A 25233-nucleotide genomic window follows, 5' to 3' on the forward strand; every position below is an offset into this window, starting at 1 on the left:
CTTTCAACATCCCTAGCTCAGCTTAAACCCTGATTAGCTGAAAATAAGTAATTGACTTTTTAAGCAAATTAATCTTTATCAACCTGCTCGACATTCTACTTCAGAAGGACCAGAAAGGGGAAGCTTTAATGATACTCAGTATGTAAGTTTTTCATAGCATTTGATTAGGATATTGCTTCTACCTTACTCGGGCACCGCATAGAATGGCTATACGATCGCAATGCTTGGCGAATGCTATAGGCTATTTCTAGTCGAGAAATTATCGACGGAAATATGCTTGGCACTGTAAAAGAAAGAAGTTAAACATGTTTCTCGACTAACTTATACGTTATTTCAAACAACTCTGAGTTACGTTGTAAATTCAAAACGCTCAGTGTCAGTTTAAGAGGATGTTTGAAAAGTAGTCTATTGTGACTTTAAGCGCTCATTGATCTCCCTGCCTCCCTTTCGAACAGAGGAACCAAATTCGCAGTTCCCTTTTATGCAAGAGGAGTTTAGGGGAATTTAGCCCCTTTGCCACACACGGTAAGACCTTTAAACTCAACGTACCTTCTAGCGGGATATGATAACGAGTTGAATGGGAGAGTTGAAAAAGAAAGTTGAAAAAGAGAGTTAAAAAGATACAGTTCTTTAAATGCACTATTTTCAATTGGATATGATCGCAGAGTCTGATGCGGGTCAAGGTGCAGAAGCATTGATGCTATTCTCGCCTTGGTGCTATGGTCACTATCCCAGTTATTTGTATCACTTAATTCGCTATTGGCAGCATTCTCATCGTCAGAGTATCCAGGGTGCTTCTAATAATGCTCTCAATAGCACTCTCAGCACTCTCAATATTGTCGTTGTGCCAAGGTTTTTTCAGGAGCATCAAGACGTGGTTGAACTAGCCACGGCTGGGCCTGCAACGATTCGGTTCATTGCGACCACGTTAGAAGAGCAGAAAAATGTGGAAACCGCTGCTTCTGGATATAGACGAGCCTTCGCTCAATATGATTTGATGGTTCGTTATGCGGAGCGGTTGAAGGCATCTCAGGGTTTAGTGATGTACTTTGACTCGTGCCAACTGCCATTTGTGGCTGGCTTGAAACTGCCCTGCCCGTTTTCTGGCATCTATTTTCGACCCACTTGGCACTATGGTCAGTTTACGTTAGTTGCCCCTACTTGGCGAGAGCAGATGCAGCGATGGCGAGAGCGGTTTTTCCTGAACCGACTGTTAGCCCATCCTCAGTTTAGAACGCTTTTCTGTCTGGATCCGTTTGTAGTCGATAGGATCAACAAAGGGCGTCGAACTGCCCCAGCGGTCTATTTGCCAGATCCGGTCGAGTTTAAGGCGGCTGCCATTGGCGAAATTGCAGCTCTGAAAGCTCGTTTGCAAATCGAACCGGGTCGGCGCATCCTGATGGCTTTTGGTCGGTTGGCCGATGCTCGTAAAGGAACCTCTGAGCTGGTTGCGGCCCTATCTTTACTGCCGATTGAGCGTTGTCGTCAACTCTGTCTACTTTTAGTGGGAGAACCCGACCCAAACGGACAGGCCACTTTAGAGCAATGGCTTTTGCCGCTGCGTCAGTCTCTGCCGATTCAGATTGTCACCAACTACAGCTACGTGCCTGAATCTGAGGTGTCTCACTATTTTCAACTCGCTGATCTGATTCTGGCCCCTTATCAACGGCATGTGGGCATGAGCGGTATCCTGTTACTGGCCGCTGCTGCTCAGAAACCTGTTCTCAGTTCTAACTATGGTCTGATGGGGGAACTCGTCATTCGCTATGGCTTGGGGCTAGCGGTAGATACCACCTGTCCGAAGCAAATTACCCAAGCTCTCTATCGCTTTCTGCTAGAGCCAATTGACTGTTTGTTTAATTCCAAGCAAGCCCGCTGCTTTGCCGAGCAGAATTCTCCTGAGCAATTTGCCAGTACGATTTTTCAGCATCTCCAATCTCACCCAATCAGCGCCTAACTGAGAACCTAAACTATGGACGGAACGGGTTTACGGATTGCTTGGCTATTTCCCTCGCTCGCTTTTGCCAATTACTGGCATCCCGTCTTGAGTGAGTACACGAAACTCTATCCCCAAACTATCGTTTACACTGGCGAATGGCATGGGTTTGCGGCGGGTTTCGAGAATACTTTTCAGCTAGTCACCGTGGGTCAGATGCAGTTCATCGCCGCGCATCGGTCTAAAGTTGGCTACAGCCAGGGCTTTATCAAAGCTTCTCCTGCGATTGTGCCGCATCTGCTTCAATTTAGACCCAACGTAATTTTCACAACCGGCTTTTGCATTTGGACAATATTGGCCGTTTTATTCAAGCCAATTGGTCGTTGGCGGATTGTCTTGCTTTATGAAGGCAGTGCCCCCGGTGTCGATTATTGCCATTCACCGTTCCGACTGTTCCTCAGACGCATCCTTGGCTGGTCGGCCGATGCCTGTATTACCAACAGCTTGGCCGGGCAGGAGTATCTCACCAAAGTTTTAAACATCAGCAAGGCGAAGGTGAGGGCGCAACCCTACCAAGTCCCGAATGCACAGGCATTATTGACCCAGGTTTCCGATCCTGATCTCAGCTTGTCGTCTCGGCGGCCTATCTTTCTGTTTACTGGTCAGCTCATTCCCCGCAAGGGTTTGCGTCAGTTGTTAGAAGCCTGCCAGATTTTACAGCATTGGAGATACCAAAACTATACGCTGTTAATTGCCGGAGATGGTCCCGAGCGGGAGGAACTCCAAGCCTTCAGTCGAGCCGCGCAACTCGAATCCTGTGTTCAGTGGCTGGGATGGATTAGCTATGGTCAGCTCGGAGCTTACTTTCGCATGGCGGATGTGTTTATTTTGCCAACGTTGGAAGATACCTGGGGCATGGTAATCCTAGAGGCAATGGCGTTCGGTAAACCGATTCTCTGTTCCCAATGGGCGGGAGCCTCGGAATTGGTGATAGAAGGAGAAAACGGCTATCGATTTGATGCCCATGATCCCCAGACGATTGCAGCAGCGATGCGTCGGTTAATAGACTGTCCAGAACTGATCCCCCGAATGGGGCAGCGATCCCAGGAGTTGATTGCGACCTATACGCCAGAGGCATCTGCTCTGTTTCTCGCCAAGGTTACAGATGCAGTAATAGGAGTGATATAGCATTATGAACGGTCAATTACAAATAGATTCTACGCTTGAATTGTATCCCAACCCATCGCTGAAAGTGCTTTTATCTGCCTATGCCTGCGAACCAGGGCGGGGATCAGAACCAGGTGTGGGCTGGAATACGGCTAAGGAAATTGCTCGACGACATCAGGTTTGGGTTTTAACTTCTCATACCCATCGTAGCGCCATCGAAGCTGAACTGAGTCAGAACCCGATTCCCAATCTGTATTTTATCTATCTGGACCCCTTTGGTTGGGTTTATGATTGGTCTAAAGAAGGTAAACGGGCCCATTGGGATGTTCATTTGCATTACTATTGCTGGCAAATCTATGCTTACTTCACAGCGAAGCGGTGGCACAGCATTATCAACTTTGATCTCGTACATCATGTTACCTATGTCAAATACTCCAGCCCTAGCTTTGTAAGCCTGCTGCCAATCCCGTTCATTTGGGGACCGGTGGGCGGCGGCGAAACGGCACCTGTTGCTTTCTGGCACGATTTTAGTTTGCGGGCTAAGGTTTATGAAATCGTCCGCATGGTGGCTCATCGCCTGGGTGAGTATGATCCCTTTGTGCGGATGACAGCACGGCGAAGTCAGGTGGCTTGGGCAACCACAAACGATACCGCCATCCGACTCCGTAAAATGGGTGCTGCTCTGGTTGAAGTAGGTTCAGAATCTGGCTTGTGCCAACCAGAGATTGAACAGTTGGGCCAATGGTCTCCTCTAGAGGGCGAGCCAATGCGCTTTATTAGCATGGCGCGGTTACTGCATTGGAAAGGTCTTCATCTGGGCATCAGGGCGTTTGCTCAGGCTAAGCTGCCCGATGATACAGAATACTGGATTTTTGGTGAAGGGCCGGAACAGAAGCACTTACAAGCACTCAGTCATCAACTGCGGCTGGGTAATCGGGTCAAGTTTTGGGGCCGACTGGCTAGGGAAGAATCGCTGGCTAAATTGGGCAAATGCCAAGTGCTGGTTCATCCTAGCCTGCATGATTCCGGCGGATGGGTTTGTTTGGAAGCGATGGCAGCGGGGCGTCCAGTCATTTGCTTAGATTTAGGTGGTCCTGGTGTTCAAGTTACGGCAGCAACAGGCTTCAAGATTCCAGCTCTCGATCCAGAGCAGGTGGTTCATGATATGGCCGAGGCGATGACGAAATTGGCGGCTAACTCGGAGTTACGCCAGCAGATGGGACAGGCAGGTCAGCATCGAGTTCGAGAAGCATATAGCTGGTCACGCAAAGCCGAGCACTTAGCGGAAGTGTATCGTCGGTCGCTGAGATGGCCCGCTTGAAGAGCCAAAACACAGCATTCTAAATGCTGAATCTGTGGCTGCTCATTTAGTTCATCTAATTATCAATCAACTATGAAAACCTACGAAGAATTAAACCTGGCCCAAACCGAGAGTGAAACGGATTCGTTTACGCTAGATCGATATCGGCAGTTTTTTCAACATTTTCCTAGAGGCGTGGAGACGGTATTGGATGTTGGGTGTAATACTGGCAGAGGCGGCCAAATTCTGAAAGCATTGCAGCCCAGCTTGAAAATTGCCGGGTTAGATTGTGTTGAGAGCAGACTAAAACGTATCCCTAAGTCAATCTACGATCGAGCGATATGTTCCTATTCAACGAGTATCAACAGTCAAGATGCTGAATTTGATGTTGTAGTTGCTGGAGAATTTATCGAACATCTTTATCCAGATGATGTCACCCAGACGCTAAAGGAGTTTTATCGTATCCTCAAACCGAATGCACGCTTACTGCTGACAACGCCTAATCCTGACTACCTGCGATTGAAGTTAACGGGTGGGAGTGTTTTAGGTGGAGCGCATGTATCTCAACACTTCATTGGGAATCTGCGGCAACTTTTGGAGAGCTGTGGATTTGTGAATATTCGCATTTTAGGCAGTGGCAAGGTCTCGCGATTGCTCGGTGAACGTTGCCCTGTACTAGCGTTCTACGGTAGCTACCTAGCGATTGCTGACAAAGCCTCTCAATCTTAGCGGTGTCTATAGCCTAATTTATGCAAACCGCAGCCTCTTACGAAACAAAACGGCAAGCTTATATCAGCAGCACCAATCTGGTGATTTTGGCTTTTGCTTCGGCCTTTTTTCCCAGAGTGCTGATGATGGTCAAGTTTCCATCTCTGGTGAATTTTTTGCATTTTGCAATTGTACCCTTAGCTTTTGCTGTTGCTATCAGTAAAGCTCGTTCGACCGATCGGCAGCAGATTGCTGTTTCTAAAAAAATTCTGTTTGCGCTTTTTCTACTGCTATCAGTTGGCTTTGCTAGCGCCTTTATCAATGATGCTGGCATTATCAACGTGATTCTGCATTTTTTGCTATTTGCAGAACCGTTTATGCTACTGTTAGCGATTATTTGTATTCCTATGTCACCTGAAACGTTAACGCGATTTCGAGCGTTTGTGGTAGGTTTTGGTTTTGTCAATCTGACATTTGCGCTGATTCAAAAATTTGTCCTCAAGTGGGATACTTGCTTTTGCTCACCGGGGGGATGGGGGGATGGAGATGCCATCAAAGGTGTCTTTATTAATCAGGGCTCGGGTCATGTGGTTAGTGCTTCGATCTCGGCTTCGCTGGCAGCCTACTTCTTCTTTGCGGCATCAAATCGGCCTTTGTGGTTGCGAGCGTTAGTGCTAGCAGCAGCGTTCATTCATATTCTTGTCTCGGATGCTAAGCAAGTGATTCTAGTTGCCGGTGCGGCTTTTGCTTTGCTATCGCTCTTTAATATGAAAGATGTTCGAAAAGCAATTCTTTACACGATTCTGTTTATTCTGGCAGTTTATGGATTCAGTTGGGCTGTAGGGCAATTTGAGTTTCTCTCTGCCTATTTAACCTGGGCTAGACCAGAACTCTATGGCCCAGATGGAGAAGCAACCCAGTTTAAGTTATCGGGAATTAGTATTGTTTCTAGTCATATGAAATCACCGTTCAACTGGTGGTTTGGTTTGGGTCCCGGTCATACAATTGATCGGTTAGGGGGCTGGATGCTCAAGGATTATGCTAGCTTACTCACTCCATTAGGAGCAACGAGCACCACGATCGCGAATGAAGTTTGGCGATTTATGGGACAAAGTTGGTTAGCCAATGGGAGCAGTATGTTTGCGCCCTTTTTCGGCTGGGCAGCGATCTGGGGTGATTTGGGTGTAATTGGATTGGGTGCCTATTTGTATCTTGCTTGGCTGATTTGGCATGATCTATGCCTGGATGATGATATTTCTAAATGGCAAATGCTGACCGTTTTTGTAAATGGTCTAATTTTTACTCAAATGCAAGAGCCAGGCTACATGCTGTTTATTGCTGCTTTAGTCGGCTTGCGGTGGCATGAAAAAACGGCTAAAAATCGGCAAAGCATTAGTAGGGATGAAGCGTTTGTTGAAGCTGTATGATTGCGCTTGCAAATATCCTTCAAATGCTTTCCTTGTATCATAACTGATTCATGAGTGTCCTCATGTCTGTTTAGGCAACCATAAAAAGCGAGGACGATTCCCCATCAGTTGCTCGTAATCACTATCCATAGATAGGGCTTTTTCTTCCTGCCGCACTCGATCTACCATCAGCAGCGCATTGATAAAAGTGACATACTCCCGACGCTGACAGCTACGCTGTACAGCGCGGGCTTCTACGGTGACTCTCGACTACCGCCAAGACATTTCCCGTAAGTTGACGCGCCTGATGACCCACGGCACGTTTTTTGATATTAATCGCAGCGTTCAAATCCCGACAGAGGAAAAGCCCACAATTGGGGCAACAATGCACCCTATCAGCAAGCGGTTTCGGAACTCTCTCACCACAACCAGAACAGTCAATACTTGTACCGTTTGGGTTCTCAGGTAAGGTTAGCTTCCCGGCTCTCTCAGCCTTGTTAGCCCCAATCGCCAAGAATTGACCCCATCCAGCATCTAGCACTGATTTGGCTAGTCTTGTCTTTGCCAGCCCTTTAATATTCAGTTTTTCGTGAATGATGACGTCATACTTTTCAAGCAACCAACTCCACACTTTGAAATGGAAATCTTTCCGTTGCCGTGCAATCTTTAGATGCAGTTTTGCTACCCGATTGACAGCCTTTTTGCGACGGTTTGAACCCTTCTGTTTGCAGGATACAAAGCGCTGCAACTTGGCTAGTTTCTTCTGCGCTTTGCGGAAGTATTGAGGGACTTCCACCCGCTCATTGTTGGATGTAACCAAAAACTCTTTTAGCCCCAAGTCAATGCCAACCGAATTATCCCAATCTACATCAGGACTAGACTCAGGAACAGAATCATCTTGCAGGCTGAGGGTGACATACCATCCGTCCGCTTTGTGAGTGATGATGGCTGACTTAACCTCAAACCCTGTGGGTAGTGGACGATGCCAAATCACCTGGACTCTACCAATCTTAGGTAGTTCAATTTTGTTGCCGTCAATCCAATCAATCAAAGCTTGAGGATAGGTAAAACTGCGGTATCTACCAGCACCCTTAAATCTTGGCCTCCCTGACTTCTTTCCGTTGCAGTCCCCTTTGATGTAGCGATCAAAAGCGAGTTTTACCCGCTTCACCATGTCTTGCAGCATTTGAGAATGAATCTCTTTGTACCAGGGTCTATCTTGCTTCAAACCGACTAGAGCGCGTTTCTGCCCGTAGTATTCAGGTTGCTCTCTCGGTTCAGCAATACTGCAAACCAGAGGGCATGAGTTGATTGCACAGCGATTCATTTCCCACCAATCAAACCGATCTGCCAGCATCCAGTTGTATTGATGCCGCAGCCTATCAAGCCACCTGTTGAGCGTGGTTTGTTGTTCGGTCGTTGGAAGTAGTTTGTATTGGTATGCAAGTCTCATGCTACGATTATAACACGCTCATTAGAAATGACAATGCCAAAAGACAGTTACATTGCAAGATCTAGAGGTATTAGCCGTTTGTACGCTCACCTAGTATTAACTCCAAAGTACAGAAAAAGCGTAATTAGCCTCGAAATGCTTGAAAGGTTGATAGAAATTGTCAAAGATCTCTGCGAGAAATGGCAGTGTGATTTGATTGAATGCAACGGTGAGCCGGATCATTTGCACGTTTTGTTCAGATACGCTCCACAAATGCAACTCAGCAAGTTCATCGACAACCTGAAAAGTGTATCCAGTAGACGAATTAGATCAGAGTTTGAATCTGAACTGAGAAAAGTTTACTGGAACTGGGATAAAGGTTTCTGGAATGAATCCTACTCGATTGACTCGTGTGGGCATGCACCTCTCCCTGTGCTGATTCGGTATGTTGAGAATCAAAGCAAATTGCTCCTTCGCTCCGCTCAGTCACGCGACTCTCCCACGCGACGTTCACCCTAACGGGTAGAACGCGGGGCTTCCCGTCTAGGAGCTAAAAGTGAAGTGCGAGAAGTACTTGGGCTACCACTTTAACAAGACAGCTTCTTGAGCAAATCCCGGCCCCATGCCAATCATCAAACCGTAGGAGCCATTGGGAATCTGTTGCTGCATCAGCTCATTCAACATGTAAATTACTGTACCCGAAGATATGTTACCAATTTTTGCTAATGTATTCCAGCTGGGCTGTACCCGCTCGTCTGCTAAAGCAAATTCCGACTGAATAGTTTTGATTACTTTGGGACCACCAGGGTGAATAACCCAGTAGTCAATGTCGCTGATTGAGAGCTGGTGTTTCTCCAAGAGCTGATGCACCACTTTATGAACACCAATGGCTGCAAACTCAGACACTTCTGCCTTCAAAATATTGCGGAAGCATCTTGCGGATAACCGTTCAAGTAATCTGCCACCCGTGCCAAGCCAACCGTACCGCCCGCACAGCCGTAGCCAAACAACGGCAGGCGTTTGATCTGTGGAGAAAAGGGAATTCGATTTATCAGCCGGGTTTCATGGTTCAGAAGGGCTATACCCAGATTGGCCCTGGGCTTTCTAGCGCCGTGTTTCAGCGACCTGCCTCTCCCCCCTCAACCGAACGGGCTGTTGACTGGGAGCTACTAACGCCACGAGAGCGCGATATTGTTGGCTGGATTGTGCAGGGAGCCAGCAATCGAGAAATTGCGCAGGCGCTTTATATCTCGGAAAAAACCGTGAAAAACAATATCACCAATATTCTGAGCCGGTTAAATTTGCGCGACCGCACTCAGTTGGCGATTGTAGCATTACAGCAGGGATTGGGTGGTAAGCAATTGTGACAACGTTGCTTGTGCTCCAAGTTCAGATAGATTCTGCAGATGATGCGTCACGGCTGCAACGAAATGGGAGGATTGGCAGAGATCGCCAAACAGCTCAGATAGGCTGAGCAGATGACTTGGATCAGCTCCTCCCGACTGAGCGCGTTGAGTCAGGGTATCCGCCATTGGATCATCTACTGAAATTGGCTGGCCTTGGTCATCTTGGCCATTTAAGTAGCGGAACCAGGCCGCGATCGTCAGGCTCAAGTAGTCAATTGCTCCATCCTGCTGCAGCTTGTCTCGCAAAGAGCTGAGTACCCATTTGGGCACTTTCGCCGAGCCGTTTAAACTGACACGAGGCAGTTGGTCTCGAATCTTGGGATTGGCAAACCGTTCAATTAAAGTTTGCTTGTATTGGTCGAGATCGATGCCAGGCACGGGTTGAAGCGTGGGCGTGACTTCTGCCATTAGGTGCTCAACCGCCTGCCGAATCAGTGGATCTGCCATTGTTTCATGAACATAGGAGTAGCCCATCAGCGTACCCAGGTAGCCAATTAGCAGGTGGCTAGCGTTGAGTAGCCGGATCTTCATCATCTCGTAAGGATGAACATCGTCCGTAAATTGAACCCCAACGGTTTCTAACTGTGGTCTACCGGCACAGAAATTGTCCTCAACCACCCATTGCAAAAACGGTTCTGCAACGACCGGCCACGCATCCTCAATGCCAAATTGGTCTCGCACCATTTCGATGTCTGCTGGAGTTGTGGCAGGAGTAATGCGATCGACCATGCAGTTGGGAAAGGCAACGTGGTCAGCAATCCAGCGACCTAATTCTGGATCCCGCAATTCTGCAAAGCTGGTCAACATTTTCTTGACAATGTTGCCGTTACCCTGGAGATTGTCGCAGGACAGAACCGTGAAGGGCGTTAAGCCCTGCCGCTGCCGTTGATCAAGAGCGGCTGTGAGAAAACCATACACACCCATCGGCTGGTCTGGATGCTGAAGGTCATGCTGAATCGTGGGATGATTGACATCAAATTCGCCGCTGCCTTCGATGTAGTAGTACCCGCCTTCGGTAATGGTGAGGGTAACGATCCGGCAGTTGGGATGGGCCAATGCATCAATTACGACCTGTCGATTCTCCGGTGCAAATAGGTACTGAGTGATTGCCCCAATCACTCTAGCGTCATCGCGTTCAGGCGAACGTTCGACCAGAGTGTACAAACAATCCTGGGAATTTAAGGCATCCCGCATCCGTTTGTCCCATTCCAGCAGGCCCACTCCACAGATGCCCCAATCGCTATTGGGAGTTTGATGAAAGTATTGATCGAGATAGAGAGCCTGGTGCGCTCGATGAAATCCACCGACACCGATATGGATGATACTATTGGTGATTTGATGGCGATCGTATTGAGGAACGTGAACGCGGCTGGCTAAGTCAGGCAAGGATGCTTCATTCAGCTTGATAGCTGACTCGGTTTTGATAGGGTTGTTCATGAGTTTCGCTCATTAAGTGATGACGACGAGTTTTGGGAATAGACTCACCGTTTTGATCAAACAAATGACAAAAATCACCGTTGATGTGGACGAAGGCGCGATCATGCGTGCGGCTGGGATTGTCGCCGTCAGTTTGCACAATCAGCGTGTCGCCACCGGCAATCCTGACGTAGAGAAATGTTTCTCCACCCAATCGCTCGACGACCAGCACCTCACCCGTCAAGGTTGGCTGGTTTGGATCAAGCCTCAGGTGTTCGGGTCGGATGCCCAAAGTGGCTCTGTCTCCTACAGAGAGGCTGCTTGGTTTAACCGGAATCGTGACGCTGGCATCGCCAGGAAGCTGAACCGTGGTTCCCGAATCATTGACAGCCGATACCGTGACCGTCAGGAAGTTCATTTTGGGTGAACCAATAAATCCAGCGACGAACAGATTGCGGGGTTGGTGGTATAGCTCCAGCGGTGAGCCAACTTGTTCAACCACACCACCCTGCAACACGACAATCTTATCAGCCAGCGTCATTGCTTCCACCTGATCGTGAGTCACATAAATCATTGTGGTTTGTAGACTGTCGTGCAGACTGGCCAACTCCAGCCGCATCTGCACCCGTAACGCGGCATCCAGGTTGGATAGAGGTTCATCAAACAGGAATACCTTAGGATTGCGAACTAAGGCACGCCCAATCGCCACCCGCTGTCGCTGGCCCCCAGATAGTTCCTTGGGTTTGCGGTTGAGTAGGGGTTCCAATTGCAGAATGCGAGCGACATCCCGTGCCCGTTCTAGCCGCTGTTGTTTGGGTACTCCCGCCAGACGCAGGCTAAATGCCATGTTTTCTGCCACAGTCATGTGAGGATACAGGGCATAGGTCTGAAATACCATTGCCAATCCTCGTTTATCGGGCGGCACATCATTTACCCTTTCTCCATCAATCAACAAATCACCAGACGAAATATCCTCTAGCCCCGCAATCATGCGCAGCAAGGTTGATTTCCCGCAGCCCGACGGCCCGACAAATACTACAAACTCGCGATCATTAATATCGAGGTCAATGCCTTTGATGATTTCAACATCGGTGTACTGTTTATGGATATTTCTTAAAGTAACGGTAGACATGAACGGCTCCTAATTGGGTAATTCATTAATTAAAGGTGGGGGAGAATTTCAATTTCATCTTCCCTATCTTCTCCATCTTCCCTATCTTCCCTATCTTCCCTACCTTCCCTATCTTCCTCTCTACTTGACGGCTCCAAATGTGAGACCTCGAACTAATTGCCGTTGGCTCAACCAACCAAAGATCAAAATGGGTGCGATTGCCAACGTGGATGCAGCCGACAATTTTGCCCAAAACAAGCCCTGGGGGCTAGAGAAAGAAGCAATAAAGGCGGTGAGTGGAGCTGCATCAAATGTGGTTAAGTTGAGGCTCCAGAAAGCTTCATTCCAGGCCAGAATGATCGACAGCAGAGCCGTAGAAGCAATTCCTGGCAACGCGAGGGGTAGCAAGACATGACGCAGCTCTTGTTGAGTGCTGGCACCATCCATGCGATCGGCTTCCAGAATTTCTTTAGGCACTTCTTTGAAAAAGCTGTAAATCATCCAAACGACAATCGGTAGGTTGATCAGCGTGTAGATAATAATCAGACCAATGCGAGAATCCAATAAACCCGCTTCCCGACACAAAATGTAGACCGGAACCAACACCCCAACCGAGGGCAGCATTTTGGTGGACAGCATCCACATCAACGTCCCCTTCGTGCGTTTGGTTGGAAAGAATGCCATTGCATAGGCAGCAGGGATGGCCAGCAGCAGTGCCAGGAAGGTTGATCCTAGCGAAACAGCAATACTATTCAGCGCATAGTTGAAATAGTTCGCCCGGTCTTGAATTGCCACATAGTTCTCCAACGTGGGCCGGAAAAATAACTGCGGGGGTGTGGCAACCGCAGCGACTTCCGTTTTGAAACTGGTGAGAAACATCCAGAAAATCGGGAAAAACAGGAGGACAGCTACTAACCAGCCCAGCACTGCCCATAGCCATTGACGAGAGTTTTTACGTGCCATTTCAAGTGTCCTTTAAGTTCCTATTAAGTCCCTATTGAGTTCCCCTTAAGTATCTAAATTGCGAGCTACACTCCGCATTAGAAAGATCGCGACGATGTTTGCCAGAATTACGGCAATCAAACCACCGGCTGAAGCACCACCCACATCAAATTCCAGCAGTGCTTTCAGGAAGATGTAGTAGGCAAGGTTTGTGGTTGCCAATCCAGGGCCACCTCCGGTCGTAACAAAAATCTCCGCAAAAATGGTGAGGAAGAAGATTGTTTCGATCATGGCCACCACGGCGATTGCGCGGCTGAGGTGGGGCAGCATTACAAACCGGAACAGGGCGATTGGCTTGGCTCCATCCATGCGAGCTGCTTCGATCTGTTCGTGATCTAGCGATTGAATGGCTGTTAACAAAATCAGCAACGCAAAGGGCAACCATTCCCACGACACAATGATGATGATCGCCAGCAATGGCAAATTGGCGAACCAGTCAATTGCCCCCAGACCCAAGCCCCTGGTAATTTGAGCAATCAGCCCATTCACCGGGTGCATCAGCATGTTTTTCCAGATCAGCGCACTGACGGTGGGCATGACAAAAAAGGGAGAAATTGCCAGCACTCGCGCAATTCCCTGACCGGGAAACTCCTGATCGAACAGAATAGCAAGTAATGTACCCAGTCCAATCGTGATCACTAGAACTGAGACAACCAAAATGATCGTGATGCCAATCGAAATCCAAAAGCCCGGATCACTCAGGATGAACGTGAAATTACCCAGCCCGATGAATTCTCGCGCATCTGGATTCAGTAAGTTATACCGCTGAAACGAAAACCCGATTGTCATTGCCAGTGGCACAATCATCCACAACAGCAAGGCAATCACCGAAGGGGCAACCAGCGGCAATGTTGAAACCTGACGGCGAGTGCGTTGCTCAGGCGGTCGAGTTTCAGGATGACGGTCTACAGCTAATGAAGAGGACATAATTTAATAACTGTAAATGGAATTGCCTCGAAATTCTACTTGCAAGGGTGCAGTCAGGTCGATATTTCTGATGGATATGAAGATTGTTCGCCAAATATGTCCCTACCTGATATATCCTGTGTGTCTCATAAAGCGTTCTGTTGAGGTTTGGGATTGCTGCAATGCTCGCTCGACGGATGTATTGCCGGTCAATGCAGCGGCCATCGTTTGCCCAACCGATGCTCCAATCGCCTGGAATTCTGGAATATCCACATACTGCACTCCTTTGTAAGGCGTGGGCTGGGCAGCGGGTTGGGTGATATCAGCCGATTGGATCGATCTCAGCACAATCGAGGCAAAGGGAGCCGCTTTTTGATAGTTGGGATTCTCGTAGGTAGAAGTCCGCGTTCCTGGTGGGACAGCCACCCAACCGTTCTGGTTGGCAACTAATTGGATGTACTCTTTTGATGTCGCCCAGGCAATAAATCGTTCCGCTGCTTCGGGTGATTTTGAAGTTTTGGGAATTGCCAGTGCCCAGGCCCACAGCCAGTTAGAACCGTTGGGATAATTTTCGATCGGGGCGCGAGCAAAACCTACCTTATCATACACGTTCGATTCTTTCGGATTGGAAATCAACCCTGCGGCAACGGTTGCATCCACCCACATGCCGCACTTGCCGGTGGAGAACAGCGCTAAATTCTCATTGAATCCGTTAGAGCTGGCTCCTGGCGGACCGTAGTTTTGCATCAGATCGACATAGTAGCCAATTGCTGCTTCCCAGGCGGGCGTATTAAGGGTGGGATTCCAATTCATGTCAAACCATTGGCCGCCAAAGGTATTCACCAAGGTGGTGAGGAATGCCATGTTTTCGCCCCAACCCGGTTTTCCGCGTAAACAAATTCCATAAACTCCATTCTGAGGATTGTGGATTTTGCTGGCCCACTCCTTCACCTGAGCATAGGTTGGCTGTTCAGGAACCGTAATTCCAGCATTCGCAAATAGATCCTTGCGGTAATACAGCATTGAGCTTTCTGCATAGAACGGCACTGCATAGAGTTGACCGTCACTGGAAAGCCCTTCTCGGACGGGTTTGAGCAAATCGTTCACATCGTAACTGGCAGGCAAATTTAACGGCCTTAACCAATCGCGTCTCGCCCAGATTGGCGTTTCATAGGATCCGATGGTCAACACGTCAAATTGCCCGCCCTGACTGGCAACATCAGTCGTGGTGCGTTGGCGTAACACATTTTCTTCCAACACCACCCATCTCAGTTCAATATCAGGATTCGCTTCCTCAAACTGATTGGAAAGCCCCTGCATGATGATCATGTCGCCGTTGTTGACGGTGGCAATTGTCAATCTTGTTTTTCCTGCCGCTTGTGAACTTGGCATACAAGCATGCAGTGATTGCACTAAAAATAGACCAATGATGAAAACAATAATGATCTTGGCGGAGCGGAAGATACGCATCGCTAGCTCCTTCTATTAAAACTTGAGCAAGTAATTTTGGTTTTATGCTCTGTCTTTGAGCAAAAGCTCAATAATAGAAATCATACAGAGCTGAGTTCTAAAACTTAGGCGTTGGCAGATATTTGAAACAATTCTTGATTAATAAGGAGTTAAGAACGTGACGGCAAGCGCAACGTATCAGTTTGCAGGAAAAACTATTTTAATTACAGGCGGGGCTGGCGATATTGGTAAAGCGACGGCGCAGCGTTTTGCAGCCAATGGAGCTGGCGTCGTTCTGTTAGATCTGAATCAAACCAAAATGGCAGATGTAGTTCAAGAATTGCAACATTACCATGTGCCCATTGATGCCTTTTACTGTGATGTAACGAGTGTTGATAGCGTAGCGCAGGCATTTTCCCAGGCTGTAACACAGTGTAAACGGATCGATTATATATTTAACAACGCAGGCTACCAAGGAGTATTTGCCAAAACTGACAACTACCCTGAGGATGATTTTCAGAAGGTGATCGATATTAATGTAATCGGCGTTTTTCACGTTCTCAAAGCTGCCGCCCAGCATCTACGTAATTCAGGCGGTGGTGCGATTGTCAATATGGCAAGCCATGCGGGTGTCGATGGACCTCCCAACATGCTGGCCTATGCGGCCTCTAAGTTCGCGGTGATTGGCATGACTCAAACTGCTGCCAAAGATTTAGCGCCCTATGGAATTCGAGTCAATGCGCTTTCGCCTTCGCTGATTGGACCCGGCGTGATGTGGACCCGGCAAACTGAATTGCAGGCGGCAGTGGGTTCGCAGTATTTTGATTCCGATCCCAAGGTTGTCGAACAACAAATGATTCATTCGGTGCCCATGCGTCGTCTCGGCAGTTTAGAAGAGGTAGCGAACGGGGTCGCCTTTCTGATGAGCGATGAAGCAAGCTATATCACTGGATTTAACCTGGACATTACGGGAGGGCAGTAGGGAGTGATTAAGAATGACCAAAAGCAATTAAGAGCATTCAAGTAGAGGCGGTTGGATGTAGCATGAGACGCAAACAGGCTTTTAATCGGGTTGAGAGAATGATGCAGCAGATCCCAACTTGGTCATTTGCAACAGGTTCTGTGCTGATTCTGGCTGTGATTGCGCTTTGGTTGGAAGTAGATACGATTCAGTCATGGCGGGATGCGGTAAAGGTGCTGTTTGAGCATGCAGAATCGATCGCAATTGTGGCAGCCGTGGTCTTCTTTTTTAAGGAAGCTCCCAACCGAAAGGCGCAAAAGCACTATGAAGCCTGGCAGGTGATTGATCATGCAGCGGCAGCTCAGGTGTCAACCAGCTATGCTCGCATTCAAGCCCTTCAGGATCTGAATCAAGATGGCGTTTCCTTGAGGGGCATTCATCTTCCGGGTGCTCACTTGCAGGAGATTAACCTACAGGGAGCGATTCTCACCTGTGCCGATCTCAGCCATGCCGATCTGGTCAAAGCAAACCTCGCGAACGCCAACCTCAGCCATGCCAACCTCGGCTACGCCAACTTGATCGATGCAAATTTGCGAGGTGCGAACCTGATGGATGCGGACCTCAGCTATGCAATTCTAGGAATCGCCGATCTCAGTGGGGCGAACCTGATGGATGCGGACTTGGTGGGTGCGAACCTGATGGATGCCGACCTCAGCCACGCCGATCTCAAAGGCGCGACCCTCACCGATGCAGACTTAAGCTGTACCGATCTGAGGCAAGCCAAGAATTGGACGCTAACCCAAATTAAGTCGGCTCTGTTCTGGGAGAAAGCGATTCACGAACCATCCGTTTGGCGGAAACTGAACCTGGATTCGGAATTCAATCTGTGAAAACTGCAGTATCATCAAGAGAAGTTTGAGCAAAAAATCATCCTTTGGGCAGTTGCTATTTCTGAAGTTGATCCTAATTAGGCCAACCGAATGACTGTTCAGATCCTAGGGTACTGGTACATTGAGGTGGGGCATGAGAGATCCCGTTTCTGAACGCCGCGATCGCAAATTGGACCTTGCAGCTCATGCTGCCTGGCTCTATTATATTGCTGGCAATACTCAAGAAGAAGTAGCCGTTAAACTGCGTGTTTCTCGTCAAGCGGCTCAACGTCTGATCTCCTTGGCTGTGAGTGAGAAGCTAATCAAGTTTCGCCTCGACCATCCTTTAAAAGGATGTATTGAATTAGCTGAAGCATTACGGGATAAATTTCAACTGTCTTTGTGCGAAGTTGTTCCCAGCAGTGGTAGTGATGTTGACTGCTGCAAGGGCATTAGCACCTGTGCTGCCAATTACCTGGAAACCTATCTGACCGCCAAAACTCCAACTATCCTGGCTTTCTCCTCTGGACGGACGCTAAGGGCTATGGTGGAGCAAATTCCCACAATGGATCAGCCCCAACACAAAATTGTCTCGATTATTGGTAATATGTCCCACTGTGGGCGGGCCGGTCGCTATGAAGTTGTGATGCACCTGTCCGATCGCGTTGGCTCCCAAGCGTTTCCAGTCCCGACACCCGTGGTGGCCACGAATGTTGAAGAACGGCAGCTCTTACAAACGCAGCGCTCGTTTATCACAGTGAAAAATCTGGCAGAGCAGGCTAGAGCAACCTTTGTTGGCATTAGTCATGTTGCTTGGAATGCCCCACTCCATCAGGACGGATTCATTAATGACGACGAGGTTGCTGAACTGATTGACTTGGGAGCCGTCGGAGAGATTGCCGGTTGGGCATACGATTGCCAGGGAGTTTTGCTGCAGCAAGGAACCAACCGTCGGGTTGCCAGTGTACCGCTGCAACAGCCCGCTCAACGGCTGATGATTGGTGTAGCAGGCGGTGAAAAAAAGGTGGAAGCGATTTTAGCTGCTCTGCACGGCAAACTGATTACTGGGCTGATCACCGACGAGAGGGTAGCTCAAGTGATTCTTGCCAAACTGAACTTGCTAAACTGAAGCCAAACCGAAAGCGTGACAAAGCTAGAACAAAATTCAGAATAAAGGTCACTATAAGGTACGCGACAAAACTGCCAAAGCACAAAATATATCAACTACCAATATTTCAACGATTGGTCCGCGGTTGCCGATAGAGCGGTTTATCTAACCAGAACATCATAGTCTGCTGATTATCAAACGGCTTCAAATTTCTAAGTTTAGAGAAGATGCTGCGGCAATCGGAGGGGCGGTACTGGTTTACCAATCGCTGTTTCAGATGCCCGATTTGTTGCTGCTTTATCAATAGCCATGTCATACCAATTCTTAGTTTTAAGTTTTGGCTTCCGGTGAGTCAGCCGAACCGAGTTTTGAATTACGGAAGCTGCATACCGCAACTCATCGAATGCTGTAATCTGTAGCCCGATTAAAGGGAAATGGTATCAGATGGATGGTATCTTCACTATCGAAGGATTTGGAAAATTTTGTATAAAAATTACTCTATTCAGTAGCGAACTACTTTCAAAGCTTCATACAATCGTTTGTATTTCTGAAATGCAGATTCATACACTGAATTTTCTTTTGGCTGTACAACATCACTCATTTGCGGCAAGATCTGGAATGCGGTTTCTAAGTTGGCATATGCTCCAACTCCTACCATGGCTAAAATTGCCGCTCCGTAGGCAGCACCTTCTTCGGCTTGGGGGGCAATCAATTCGGTTTGCAACACATCCGCCAGAATTTGTAACCAAACGCCTGATCGTGCTCCTCCTCCGGTTGCTAACAGTTGATGGAGGGGGGTAATGGTGTGAATCACATCCAATGCTTCTCGCAGGCTAAAGGCAACGCCCTCCAGAATCGCCCGAATCAAATCAGCTTGCGTATGGGCCAACGAGAGATTAGCCCAGCTTCCCCGAGCATCTGGATCGAGATGAGGGCTGCGTTCTCCTGCCAGATGGGGCAAAAACAAAACGTTCCGTGCGCCGGCGGGTGATCTGGCTGCCAGTTCCATCAAATCGGGATAGGATATATGCGGCACCAACGTATCTCGATACCAGCGCAACGAGCCACCTGCCGCTAATGTCACACCCAACAGGTGATAGCCACCATCGGCATGACAAAACAAATGCACCCGGCCGGCGGGATCAGGAACAGGACGATTGCAGGGGGCAAAAATCACCCCCGATGTGCCGATACTGAGACTGCCCCGGTTCAGATTGCTAGCAGAAATGCCCAATCCAATAGCGGCAGCGGCATTATCACCTCCGCCAGCAATGACTGGTAGTCGATTGGGTAATCCTACACGGGTTGCTATTTCTGGTTTCAGGTGTCCGGCGATTGCAGTCGATGCAACCACGGTCGGAAACCAAGCCAGATTCAGATCAAGTGCCGTCAGAATATCTGTGTCCCACTGGCGGGTTGCCAGGTTCAAGCAGCCTGTTCCTGAGGCATCCGAAGGTTCTGTAACGGCTGCTCCGGTTAACACATAGCCTAAGTAATCCTTGGGCAGCAAAATTTGCTGTACTTGAGCATAGGCTTGAGGTTCTGCGGTTCGCAACCAAACCAGTTTTGGAAGCTGAAAACCGGTAATGGCAGGGTTGCCCGTGCGTTGAATCAACTCTTGCCGGGGAATCGTCGCTTCGATGGCGGCCACGGCTTTGCCAGTCCGCTGATCATTCCATAAAATTGCCGGTCGAATTGCCTGCCCGTTAGCATCGAGCGCAACCATGCCATGCATTTGTCCTGACAAACCGAGGCCAATCGGGCGATTTTCGCCAAGCTGTTGCACCACATCTGACAAAGCTGCCAAACTAGCTTCTACCCAATCGGATGGTTTTTGCTCGGTCCAGCCAGGTTGTGGGGTGAGCAGTGCATAACTTTTCGTGGTCTGAGCAATCAATTGCCCATGCAGATCAACGGCAATGGCTCGCACTCCTCCTGTCCCCAAATCCAGACCGATCACAACATCAGCCAAGTTTCCCTCCCAGTTCCGAATGATTCAACGTTTGCTCCTGTGTAATTAAACGCGATCCACCTTTGCGGCTGAAGTAATTCCAGAACCACTGAATCATCACAATCAGTTTATTGTCAAACTCAATCAGGTAATAAATGTGAGCAAACACCCAAATCAGCCAAGCCAGAAATCCAGAAAGTTTTAACCAGCCCAGGTTCACCACAGCCGCATTTTGTCCAATTACCGCCAAGCTACCAACATCGGTGTAGTGGAAGGCGGGCAGTTCTCGTTGCTGCAAACGATGCCGAATCAGTTTAGCCACATAAGCACCTTGCTGCATGGCTACAGGAGCAACTCCGGGCAGGGGTTGGTTACCCTGATGGGCATAATGAGCCAGATCGCCAATTACAAAAATATCGGGTTGTCCCGGCACACTCAGATCCGGATTGACAATTACCCGTCCGGCCCGATCAAGCGTTGCACCGGTTCGCTCAGCTAGCACTTGACCCATGCCCGAAGCGCGAACGCCAGCCGCCCAAAGTACCGTTTTGGCTGGAATGATCTCAGTTTGTTCACCCCGACGCACTGTAACTGCATCCTCTGTTATGCCTGTAACTAGGGACTGGGTTTGTACTGTCACTCCCAATTCTGCTAAAGATTTTGCTGCAACGGCTGAAAGCTTGGGCGGGTAGGTTGGTAAAACGCGATCAACTCCTTCCAGTAACAGAATCCGAGTTTCTCGGGTATCAATGCTGCGAAAATCGTGTTTCAACGCATGATGGGCCAATTCCCCTAAGGCTCCAGCTAACTCTACACCCGTAGGGCCGCCACCTACCACCACAAAGGTCAACCAAGCCCGTCGCTTTGCTAAATCGGATTCTGTTTCAGCCGCTTCGAAGGCTCGAAAAATCCGTCGCCGCATTTCGATTGCATCTTCAACGGTTTTGAGTCCCGGTGCCACCTCTGCCCATTGATCATGACCAAAGTAATGGTGACTAACGCCCGTTGCCACAATCAAGGTATCGTAAGGCAATGTTCCAGTTTGTAAACTGACGTGATGGCGTTCGGGATCAATATCTATTACCTCATCCATCAACACTCTGACATTCCGGTAATGGCTGAGAATCGCTCGTAGGGGGGATGAAATGTCACCAGGAGAGAGCTTTCCGGTCGCAACTTGGTAGAGTAACGGCTGAAAAAGATGAAAGTTGCGCTTGTCAATTAAGGTAATCTCAAACTGTTTAGAACGTCCCAGAGCTTTAGCGGCATATAAGCCACCAAACCCGCCGCCAACAATCACAATTCGATGAGCAGCGGGATCGCGATCCGCATTCGTAATCGGAAGCTGTTCCATGTCAGTCAGGTGCCCGTCAATAGGTCTATGCAAAGCAGATTTAATTTGCGGAGGTTACTCTTTTTGCTTGTTACTCTTTTCTCTGTAGCGACAATTTGACAGAGCGAAATAGATGCGAGTTTCCGCAGTTGCAGAAAGTTGCAGAAATTGCAGAACTTATTGCAGGATTCTCAGAACTGAGGCTTGTATAAATCGCTCTTGCTCTAAGTGTATTAGAACTTCTGCAGATTGTTTAGCCACAGTACCATTGTTTTGGCTCAGCTTCACTAAAATTCATCCTAAAGAAGTACATTACTATGTGTTTACAGAAAATTACAAATGAATTTACGGATATAGATAAAGGGTAGACCAGGATTTGTAAACGCATTTGTTTAAATTGAATACATAGATCTTAATCTCGTTTGGGTGAGGGGTGAGGGGTGAGGGGTGAGGGGTGAGGGGTAAGGGGTGGGGGGTGAGGGTGTTGACTATCAAGCGCTCGGGTTAGTAACACGATATCAAAGCCAGAACCATGAGTTTCGACACATTGATGCATATCTGCCACTTTGAACGTGATTTTGAGCCCGAAGATATGCAGCCATCGGGAAACAATCGGGAAGAAGGAGATTCAGCAAGCAATAAAAATACTGGGAAATAAATGATGATCAACATGACTGAGGATCGCCTTGGTTTAAGAGGATGTTTAAAAAGTATCAAAAGTGTTGCATTGCCCCTCACTGCCCACCAGTGGGGGACTTCCGATCCCGTATTTCTGGTTCACAGTCCCCCCTCGCGCTTCGAGCGCGGCAACGAACAGAATGGGGGATGTAGGAGGCGGTTCGGGTTGCATCGGCGACCTTTAAAACACCCTCTAAGACAGGTTGCTGCTTTCCCAGGTATGCCTAATCTCCAAGCGATTTTATTTACTAACCCGAGCGCTTGATAGTCAACACCCTCCCCCCTTACCCCCCACCCCTCACCCCTCACCCCTCCCCGAAACACTATTCACTATTTACTGCTCTCCTTAGTAAACCTTGAAGAGTTTCTGTGCTTTTGCCAAATATAGAAGAACTGCTGATAAACTGCTTTCAGCATTCTTCACCATCAATCCGTCTACCCAGCTATGAAGACGATCGAGCAGCTTAAACAAGAAACGCAGGTTCCTGTCATTGTAGTCGATGAGCAGGGGTTTATTACCTATATCAATCAATGTTTTCAAGAAACCTATCTTTGGGATATCGAATTGATTGGTAAAACCTTACTCGATGTGATTCCTGATAGTTTTCATGACGCTCACAACTTAGGCTTTTCTCGCTTCTCAATGACTGAAAAGTCGAATATTCTTGACCATCCAATCAATGCCAAAGTAATCACCAAAGATGGTCGTGCAGTTTGGTCAGAGCACTGGTTGATCGCTGAGCAGCTAGAAGGAACCTGGTGGTTTGGCGCGACGTTACGGCCTTTAGATCTGTGAAGCTTGCGGGAGGGCAGTCAGTCATGGAGCGTGATTTAGCGATCATCGTCAGAGAGCTACGGGCAACGTTGGGGAAAATGGAGCTAGCGCTAGGCTCGATTGATGAGGCGATTGTTTGGACAGGCGAAGATGCAACGATTCAGTGGTGCAATACTCGCTTTGATCAGTTGGTTGACAAGCTGCACATCGCCATTTTGGGCAATAGCCTTCTAGAGTTGCTGCCCCTCACCTGTCAAGGAGACCCAGTGACAACTGCCAATCATCCGGTCGTTGCCGTCTTACAAAACGCCTACAAAACCACCGAGTATGAGTTTCACCCGTTTGATCGACCCTTGATTTTAGAAATTTCTGGCGCTTGTCTGGAGTTCAAGACCGGCGAAAGGGCAGCTGTGCTCACCATTCGGGATGTTACCGAGCGTAAGCGGATGGAAGAAACCTTGATCCTGGCAAATCAAGAAATTACCGCGTTGAATCGGAAATTAGAAGCTGAGAATCTGCGGATGAGTGCCGAACTCGATGTGACTCGCAAACTTCAGCAAATGATTCTGCCCCGATCAGAAGAACTGGCGGCGATTACGTCATTGGACATTGCCGGATTTATGGAGCCAGCGGACGAAGTAGGCGGTGATTATTATGATGTGCTGCAGTGCGATGAGGTGATTACAATCGGGATTGGCGATGTTACCGGACATGGATTGGAAAGTGGAATTTTGATGGTGATGACCCAAACCGCGGTGCGAACTTTGTCAGAGATGCGAGAAGCCGATCCAGTTAAGTTCTTAGATACGCTCAATCGAGCGATTTATCAAAATATCCAGCGGATGAACTCGGATCGCAGTTTGACCTTGGCAATTTTGAACTATGCCGACCATCAACTCAGCATTAGCGGTCAGCATGAAGAAACGTTGATTGTGCGTGCCAATGGTGTCATCGAGCGCATCAATACTAAAAATCTAGGTTTTCCAATCGGATTAGATGATGCGATTGCTCCGTTTATCAGTCATGCCTCGATTCGTCTGGAATCGGGCGATGGGATTGTGTTGTATACCGACGGCATCACGGAGGCAGAAAATTTGGCAGGCGAACAGTACGGCATCGAACGACTTTGTGGCACCGTAGCCCAGAACTGGCAGGCAACTGCTGAGGAGATCAAACAGCGGGTAATTGCCGATGTGCATCACCATATTGGCGAGCAAAAGATTTTTGATGACATTACATTGCTGGTGCTGAAGCAAAAATAGGAGGGAAGATGGTTATTATGAACGAAGTTGAAATCTATGGCGACTTCAAACTGGTCTCTGCTACCAAAAAGCAGGAGTTTTTGCAAATCAACTTTTCGCCTAGCTCGGTATCGATTCAGCAACGCTGGCGTAACAACGGCCTATCAGCCGATTTTGCAGCCGATTATTTAACCACGTTTTTCCCGGCTGTCAGCGATAGCTCTAGCGCCCGTCGCAAACAGGCAGAAATCAAAAGTGCCGTTAGCTATGTGGCAAACGAACTGTTAGAGAATGCGATGAAGTTCAACTATACCGACTATCCAATTCAGTTCGGCATGCATTTGCTGAATGAACCAGAAGTGACTGTAATTCTATATACTACCAACAGTCTTTCAGAAACAGCGATGAAAAAATTCAAGCAGTTTATTCAAACTCTAAGTGAATCCGATCCCGCCGAACTCTATTTGCAACAGCTGGAGAGAAGTGCCGAGAGTGAAGCAGAGACAACGTCAATGGTAGGGATATTAACCATGATCACCGATCATGCTGCTAAGCTCGGCTGGAAGTTTGAGCCTGCTCCAGACGATCCTACCATTTTGATGGTTACGACAATGGTTCAGCTTGCGGTTTAGTAAGAAATTGCGTTCATTCCCGTTTTAATTGCTTTGAACTTGGTTATAGGAGCTGCAATATCGATGGTGACTCAAGAGGTGCAAGGAGAAAATTACAACGTTGTTTATGATCACACAGTGGCGACCATCTATTTTCAAGGATCCCTGCGGTTGAGCGGCATGGCCGACTATCAACCGATTGCCGATTTGCTCAATCAGGCCAGCGAACAGGCTGATACCTCAATCACTCTAGATCTAAAAGCATTAAATTTTCTCAACAGCTCTGGAATCAATATGCTGTCTAAGTTTGTGATTGGCATGCGGAAGAAGAATACGGTGCAAGTAATTGTCAGGGGATCGGAGGAGGTGCCGTGGCAGGAAAAGTCACTGCAGAATCTGCAGCGGCTGATGCCAACACTTCAGCTTGAGTTGGAAGCGCCGTAGTTACTATTAATTTTCACGGGAAT

Annotated in this window: 23 protein-coding genes; 14 read left to right on the top strand and 9 right to left on the bottom strand. The window is 48.3% G+C overall.

The features are described 5' to 3' along the window. Nucleotides 1-655: 655 nt before the first annotated feature. From HJG54_RS33020 to HJG54_RS33040, 5 genes are all read left to right on the top strand, one after another. Complete coding sequence (locus tag HJG54_RS33020) at nt 656-1957, top strand: glycosyltransferase (protein WP_316436108.1); 1302 nt, start codon at nt 656-658, stop codon at nt 1955-1957. Nucleotides 1958-1972: 15 nt separating this feature from the next. Next, nucleotides 1973-3124 (top strand): glycosyltransferase family 4 protein, encoded by a 1152-nt coding sequence (locus HJG54_RS33025; protein ID WP_316436110.1) that lies wholly within the window; start codon nt 1973-1975, stop codon nt 3122-3124. A gap of 4 nt (nt 3125-3128) precedes the next feature. Next, entirely contained in the window at nt 3129-4424 is a 1296-nt protein-coding gene (locus HJG54_RS33030) for a glycosyltransferase (protein ID WP_316436112.1), read from the top strand. A gap of 72 nt (nt 4425-4496) precedes the next feature. Beyond that, nucleotides 4497-5132: a class I SAM-dependent methyltransferase gene (locus tag HJG54_RS33035; protein ID WP_316436113.1), complete on the top strand. Its 636-nt coding sequence runs from the start codon at nt 4497-4499 to the stop codon at nt 5130-5132. A gap of 20 nt (nt 5133-5152) precedes the next feature. Next, nucleotides 5153-6538: a hypothetical protein gene (locus HJG54_RS33040; RefSeq protein ID WP_316436114.1), complete on the top strand. Its 1386-nt coding sequence runs from the start codon at nt 5153-5155 to the stop codon at nt 6536-6538. A gap of 211 nt (nt 6539-6749) precedes the next feature. On the opposite strand, the gene HJG54_RS33045 is transcribed toward HJG54_RS33040, so the two are convergent. Then, entirely contained in the window at nt 6750-7970 is a 1221-nt protein-coding gene (locus tag HJG54_RS33045) for an RNA-guided endonuclease InsQ/TnpB family protein (RefSeq protein ID WP_316431235.1), read from the bottom strand. Between the two features lie 33 nt (nt 7971-8003). Here HJG54_RS33045 and tnpA point away from each other — a divergent pair, with 33 nt between their 5' ends. Next, entirely contained in the window at nt 8004-8468 is a 465-nt protein-coding gene (gene tnpA, locus HJG54_RS33050) for an IS200/IS605 family transposase (RefSeq protein ID WP_316436116.1), read from the top strand. Nucleotides 8469-8528: 60 nt separating this feature from the next. Here tnpA and HJG54_RS33055 read toward each other — a convergent pair whose 3' ends face one another. Beyond that, nucleotides 8529-8855: a 3-oxoacyl-[acyl-carrier-protein] synthase III C-terminal domain-containing protein gene (locus tag HJG54_RS33055; RefSeq protein WP_316436118.1), complete on the bottom strand. Its 327-nt coding sequence runs from the start codon at nt 8853-8855 to the stop codon at nt 8529-8531. A gap of 29 nt (nt 8856-8884) precedes the next feature. Between HJG54_RS33055 and HJG54_RS33060 the strand changes: the two genes are divergently transcribed. Further along, entirely contained in the window at nt 8885-9316 is a 432-nt protein-coding gene (locus tag HJG54_RS33060) for a response regulator transcription factor (RefSeq protein WP_316436120.1), read from the top strand. Here the strand turns inward: HJG54_RS33060 and HJG54_RS33065 are convergent. The 5 genes from HJG54_RS33065 to HJG54_RS33085 form a co-directional block, all read right to left on the bottom strand. Next, the gene (locus HJG54_RS33065; RefSeq protein WP_316436121.1) at nt 9284-10792 is read right to left on the bottom strand and encodes a mannitol dehydrogenase family protein; all 1509 of its coding nucleotides are present in this window, start codon (nt 10790-10792) and stop codon (nt 9284-9286) included. The two genes, HJG54_RS33060 and HJG54_RS33065, sit on opposite strands and share 33 nt — an antisense overlap. Further along, nucleotides 10749-11903 (bottom strand): ABC transporter ATP-binding protein, encoded by a 1155-nt coding sequence (locus tag HJG54_RS33070; protein ID WP_316436124.1) that lies wholly within the window; start codon nt 11901-11903, stop codon nt 10749-10751. The genes HJG54_RS33065 and HJG54_RS33070 overlap by 44 nt, the downstream gene beginning before the upstream one ends. A gap of 120 nt (nt 11904-12023) precedes the next feature. Further along, a complete protein-coding gene (locus HJG54_RS33075) occupies nt 12024-12845 on the bottom strand; it encodes a carbohydrate ABC transporter permease (protein ID WP_316436126.1) in 822 nt (273 codons plus the stop codon). A gap of 45 nt (nt 12846-12890) precedes the next feature. Beyond that, nucleotides 12891-13811: a carbohydrate ABC transporter permease gene (locus HJG54_RS33080; RefSeq protein WP_036011584.1), complete on the bottom strand. Its 921-nt coding sequence runs from the start codon at nt 13809-13811 to the stop codon at nt 12891-12893. 102 nt (nt 13812-13913) lie between these two features. Further along, nucleotides 13914-15182: a sugar ABC transporter substrate-binding protein gene (locus HJG54_RS33085; RefSeq protein ID WP_316436129.1), complete on the bottom strand. Its 1269-nt coding sequence runs from the start codon at nt 15180-15182 to the stop codon at nt 13914-13916. A gap of 235 nt (nt 15183-15417) precedes the next feature. Here HJG54_RS33085 and HJG54_RS33090 point away from each other — a divergent pair, with 235 nt between their 5' ends. The 3 genes from HJG54_RS33090 (at nt 15418) to HJG54_RS33100 (ending at nt 18198) form a co-directional block, all read left to right on the top strand. Then, a complete protein-coding gene (locus tag HJG54_RS33090; protein ID WP_316436131.1) occupies nt 15418-16221 on the top strand; it encodes an SDR family NAD(P)-dependent oxidoreductase in 804 nt (267 codons plus the stop codon). Nucleotides 16222-16283: 62 nt separating this feature from the next. Beyond that, complete coding sequence (locus HJG54_RS33095) at nt 16284-17090, top strand: pentapeptide repeat-containing protein (RefSeq protein WP_316436133.1); 807 nt, start codon at nt 16284-16286, stop codon at nt 17088-17090. Nucleotides 17091-17223: 133 nt separating this feature from the next. Then, a complete protein-coding gene (locus tag HJG54_RS33100; RefSeq protein ID WP_316436135.1) occupies nt 17224-18198 on the top strand; it encodes a sugar-binding transcriptional regulator in 975 nt (324 codons plus the stop codon). 481 nt (nt 18199-18679) lie between these two features. Here HJG54_RS33100 and xylB read toward each other — a convergent pair whose 3' ends face one another. Continuing rightward, nucleotides 18680-20149: a xylulokinase gene (gene xylB / locus HJG54_RS33105; RefSeq protein ID WP_316436136.1), complete on the bottom strand. Its 1470-nt coding sequence runs from the start codon at nt 20147-20149 to the stop codon at nt 18680-18682. Then, the gene (locus HJG54_RS33110; RefSeq protein ID WP_316436138.1) at nt 20142-21482 is read right to left on the bottom strand and encodes an NAD(P)/FAD-dependent oxidoreductase; all 1341 of its coding nucleotides are present in this window, start codon (nt 21480-21482) and stop codon (nt 20142-20144) included. Before HJG54_RS33110 ends, xylB begins: the two co-directional genes overlap by 8 nt. A 1102-nt stretch (nt 21483-22584) precedes the next feature. Between HJG54_RS33110 and HJG54_RS33115 the strand changes: the two genes are divergently transcribed. From HJG54_RS33115 to HJG54_RS33130, 4 genes are all read left to right on the top strand, one after another. Next, nucleotides 22585-22935, top strand: a complete 351-nt coding sequence (locus tag HJG54_RS33115; protein ID WP_316436140.1) for a PAS domain S-box protein — start codon at nt 22585-22587, stop codon at nt 22933-22935. Nucleotides 22936-22958: 23 nt separating this feature from the next. After that, the gene (locus HJG54_RS33120) at nt 22959-24176 is read left to right on the top strand and encodes a PP2C family protein-serine/threonine phosphatase (RefSeq protein ID WP_316436143.1); all 1218 of its coding nucleotides are present in this window, start codon (nt 22959-22961) and stop codon (nt 24174-24176) included. A gap of 17 nt (nt 24177-24193) precedes the next feature. After that, nucleotides 24194-24787 (top strand): slr1658 superfamily regulator, encoded by a 594-nt coding sequence (locus HJG54_RS33125; RefSeq protein ID WP_316436144.1) that lies wholly within the window; start codon nt 24194-24196, stop codon nt 24785-24787. A 63-nt stretch (nt 24788-24850) separates the two neighbouring features. Beyond that, the gene (locus HJG54_RS33130) at nt 24851-25210 is read left to right on the top strand and encodes a slr1659 superfamily regulator (protein ID WP_211628332.1); all 360 of its coding nucleotides are present in this window, start codon (nt 24851-24853) and stop codon (nt 25208-25210) included. Nucleotides 25211-25233 lie beyond the last annotated feature (23 nt).

Source organism: Leptolyngbya sp. NK1-12 (assembly GCF_032598965.1).
Classification (GTDB): domain Bacteria; phylum Cyanobacteriota; class Cyanobacteriia; order Elainellales; family Elainellaceae; genus Elainella.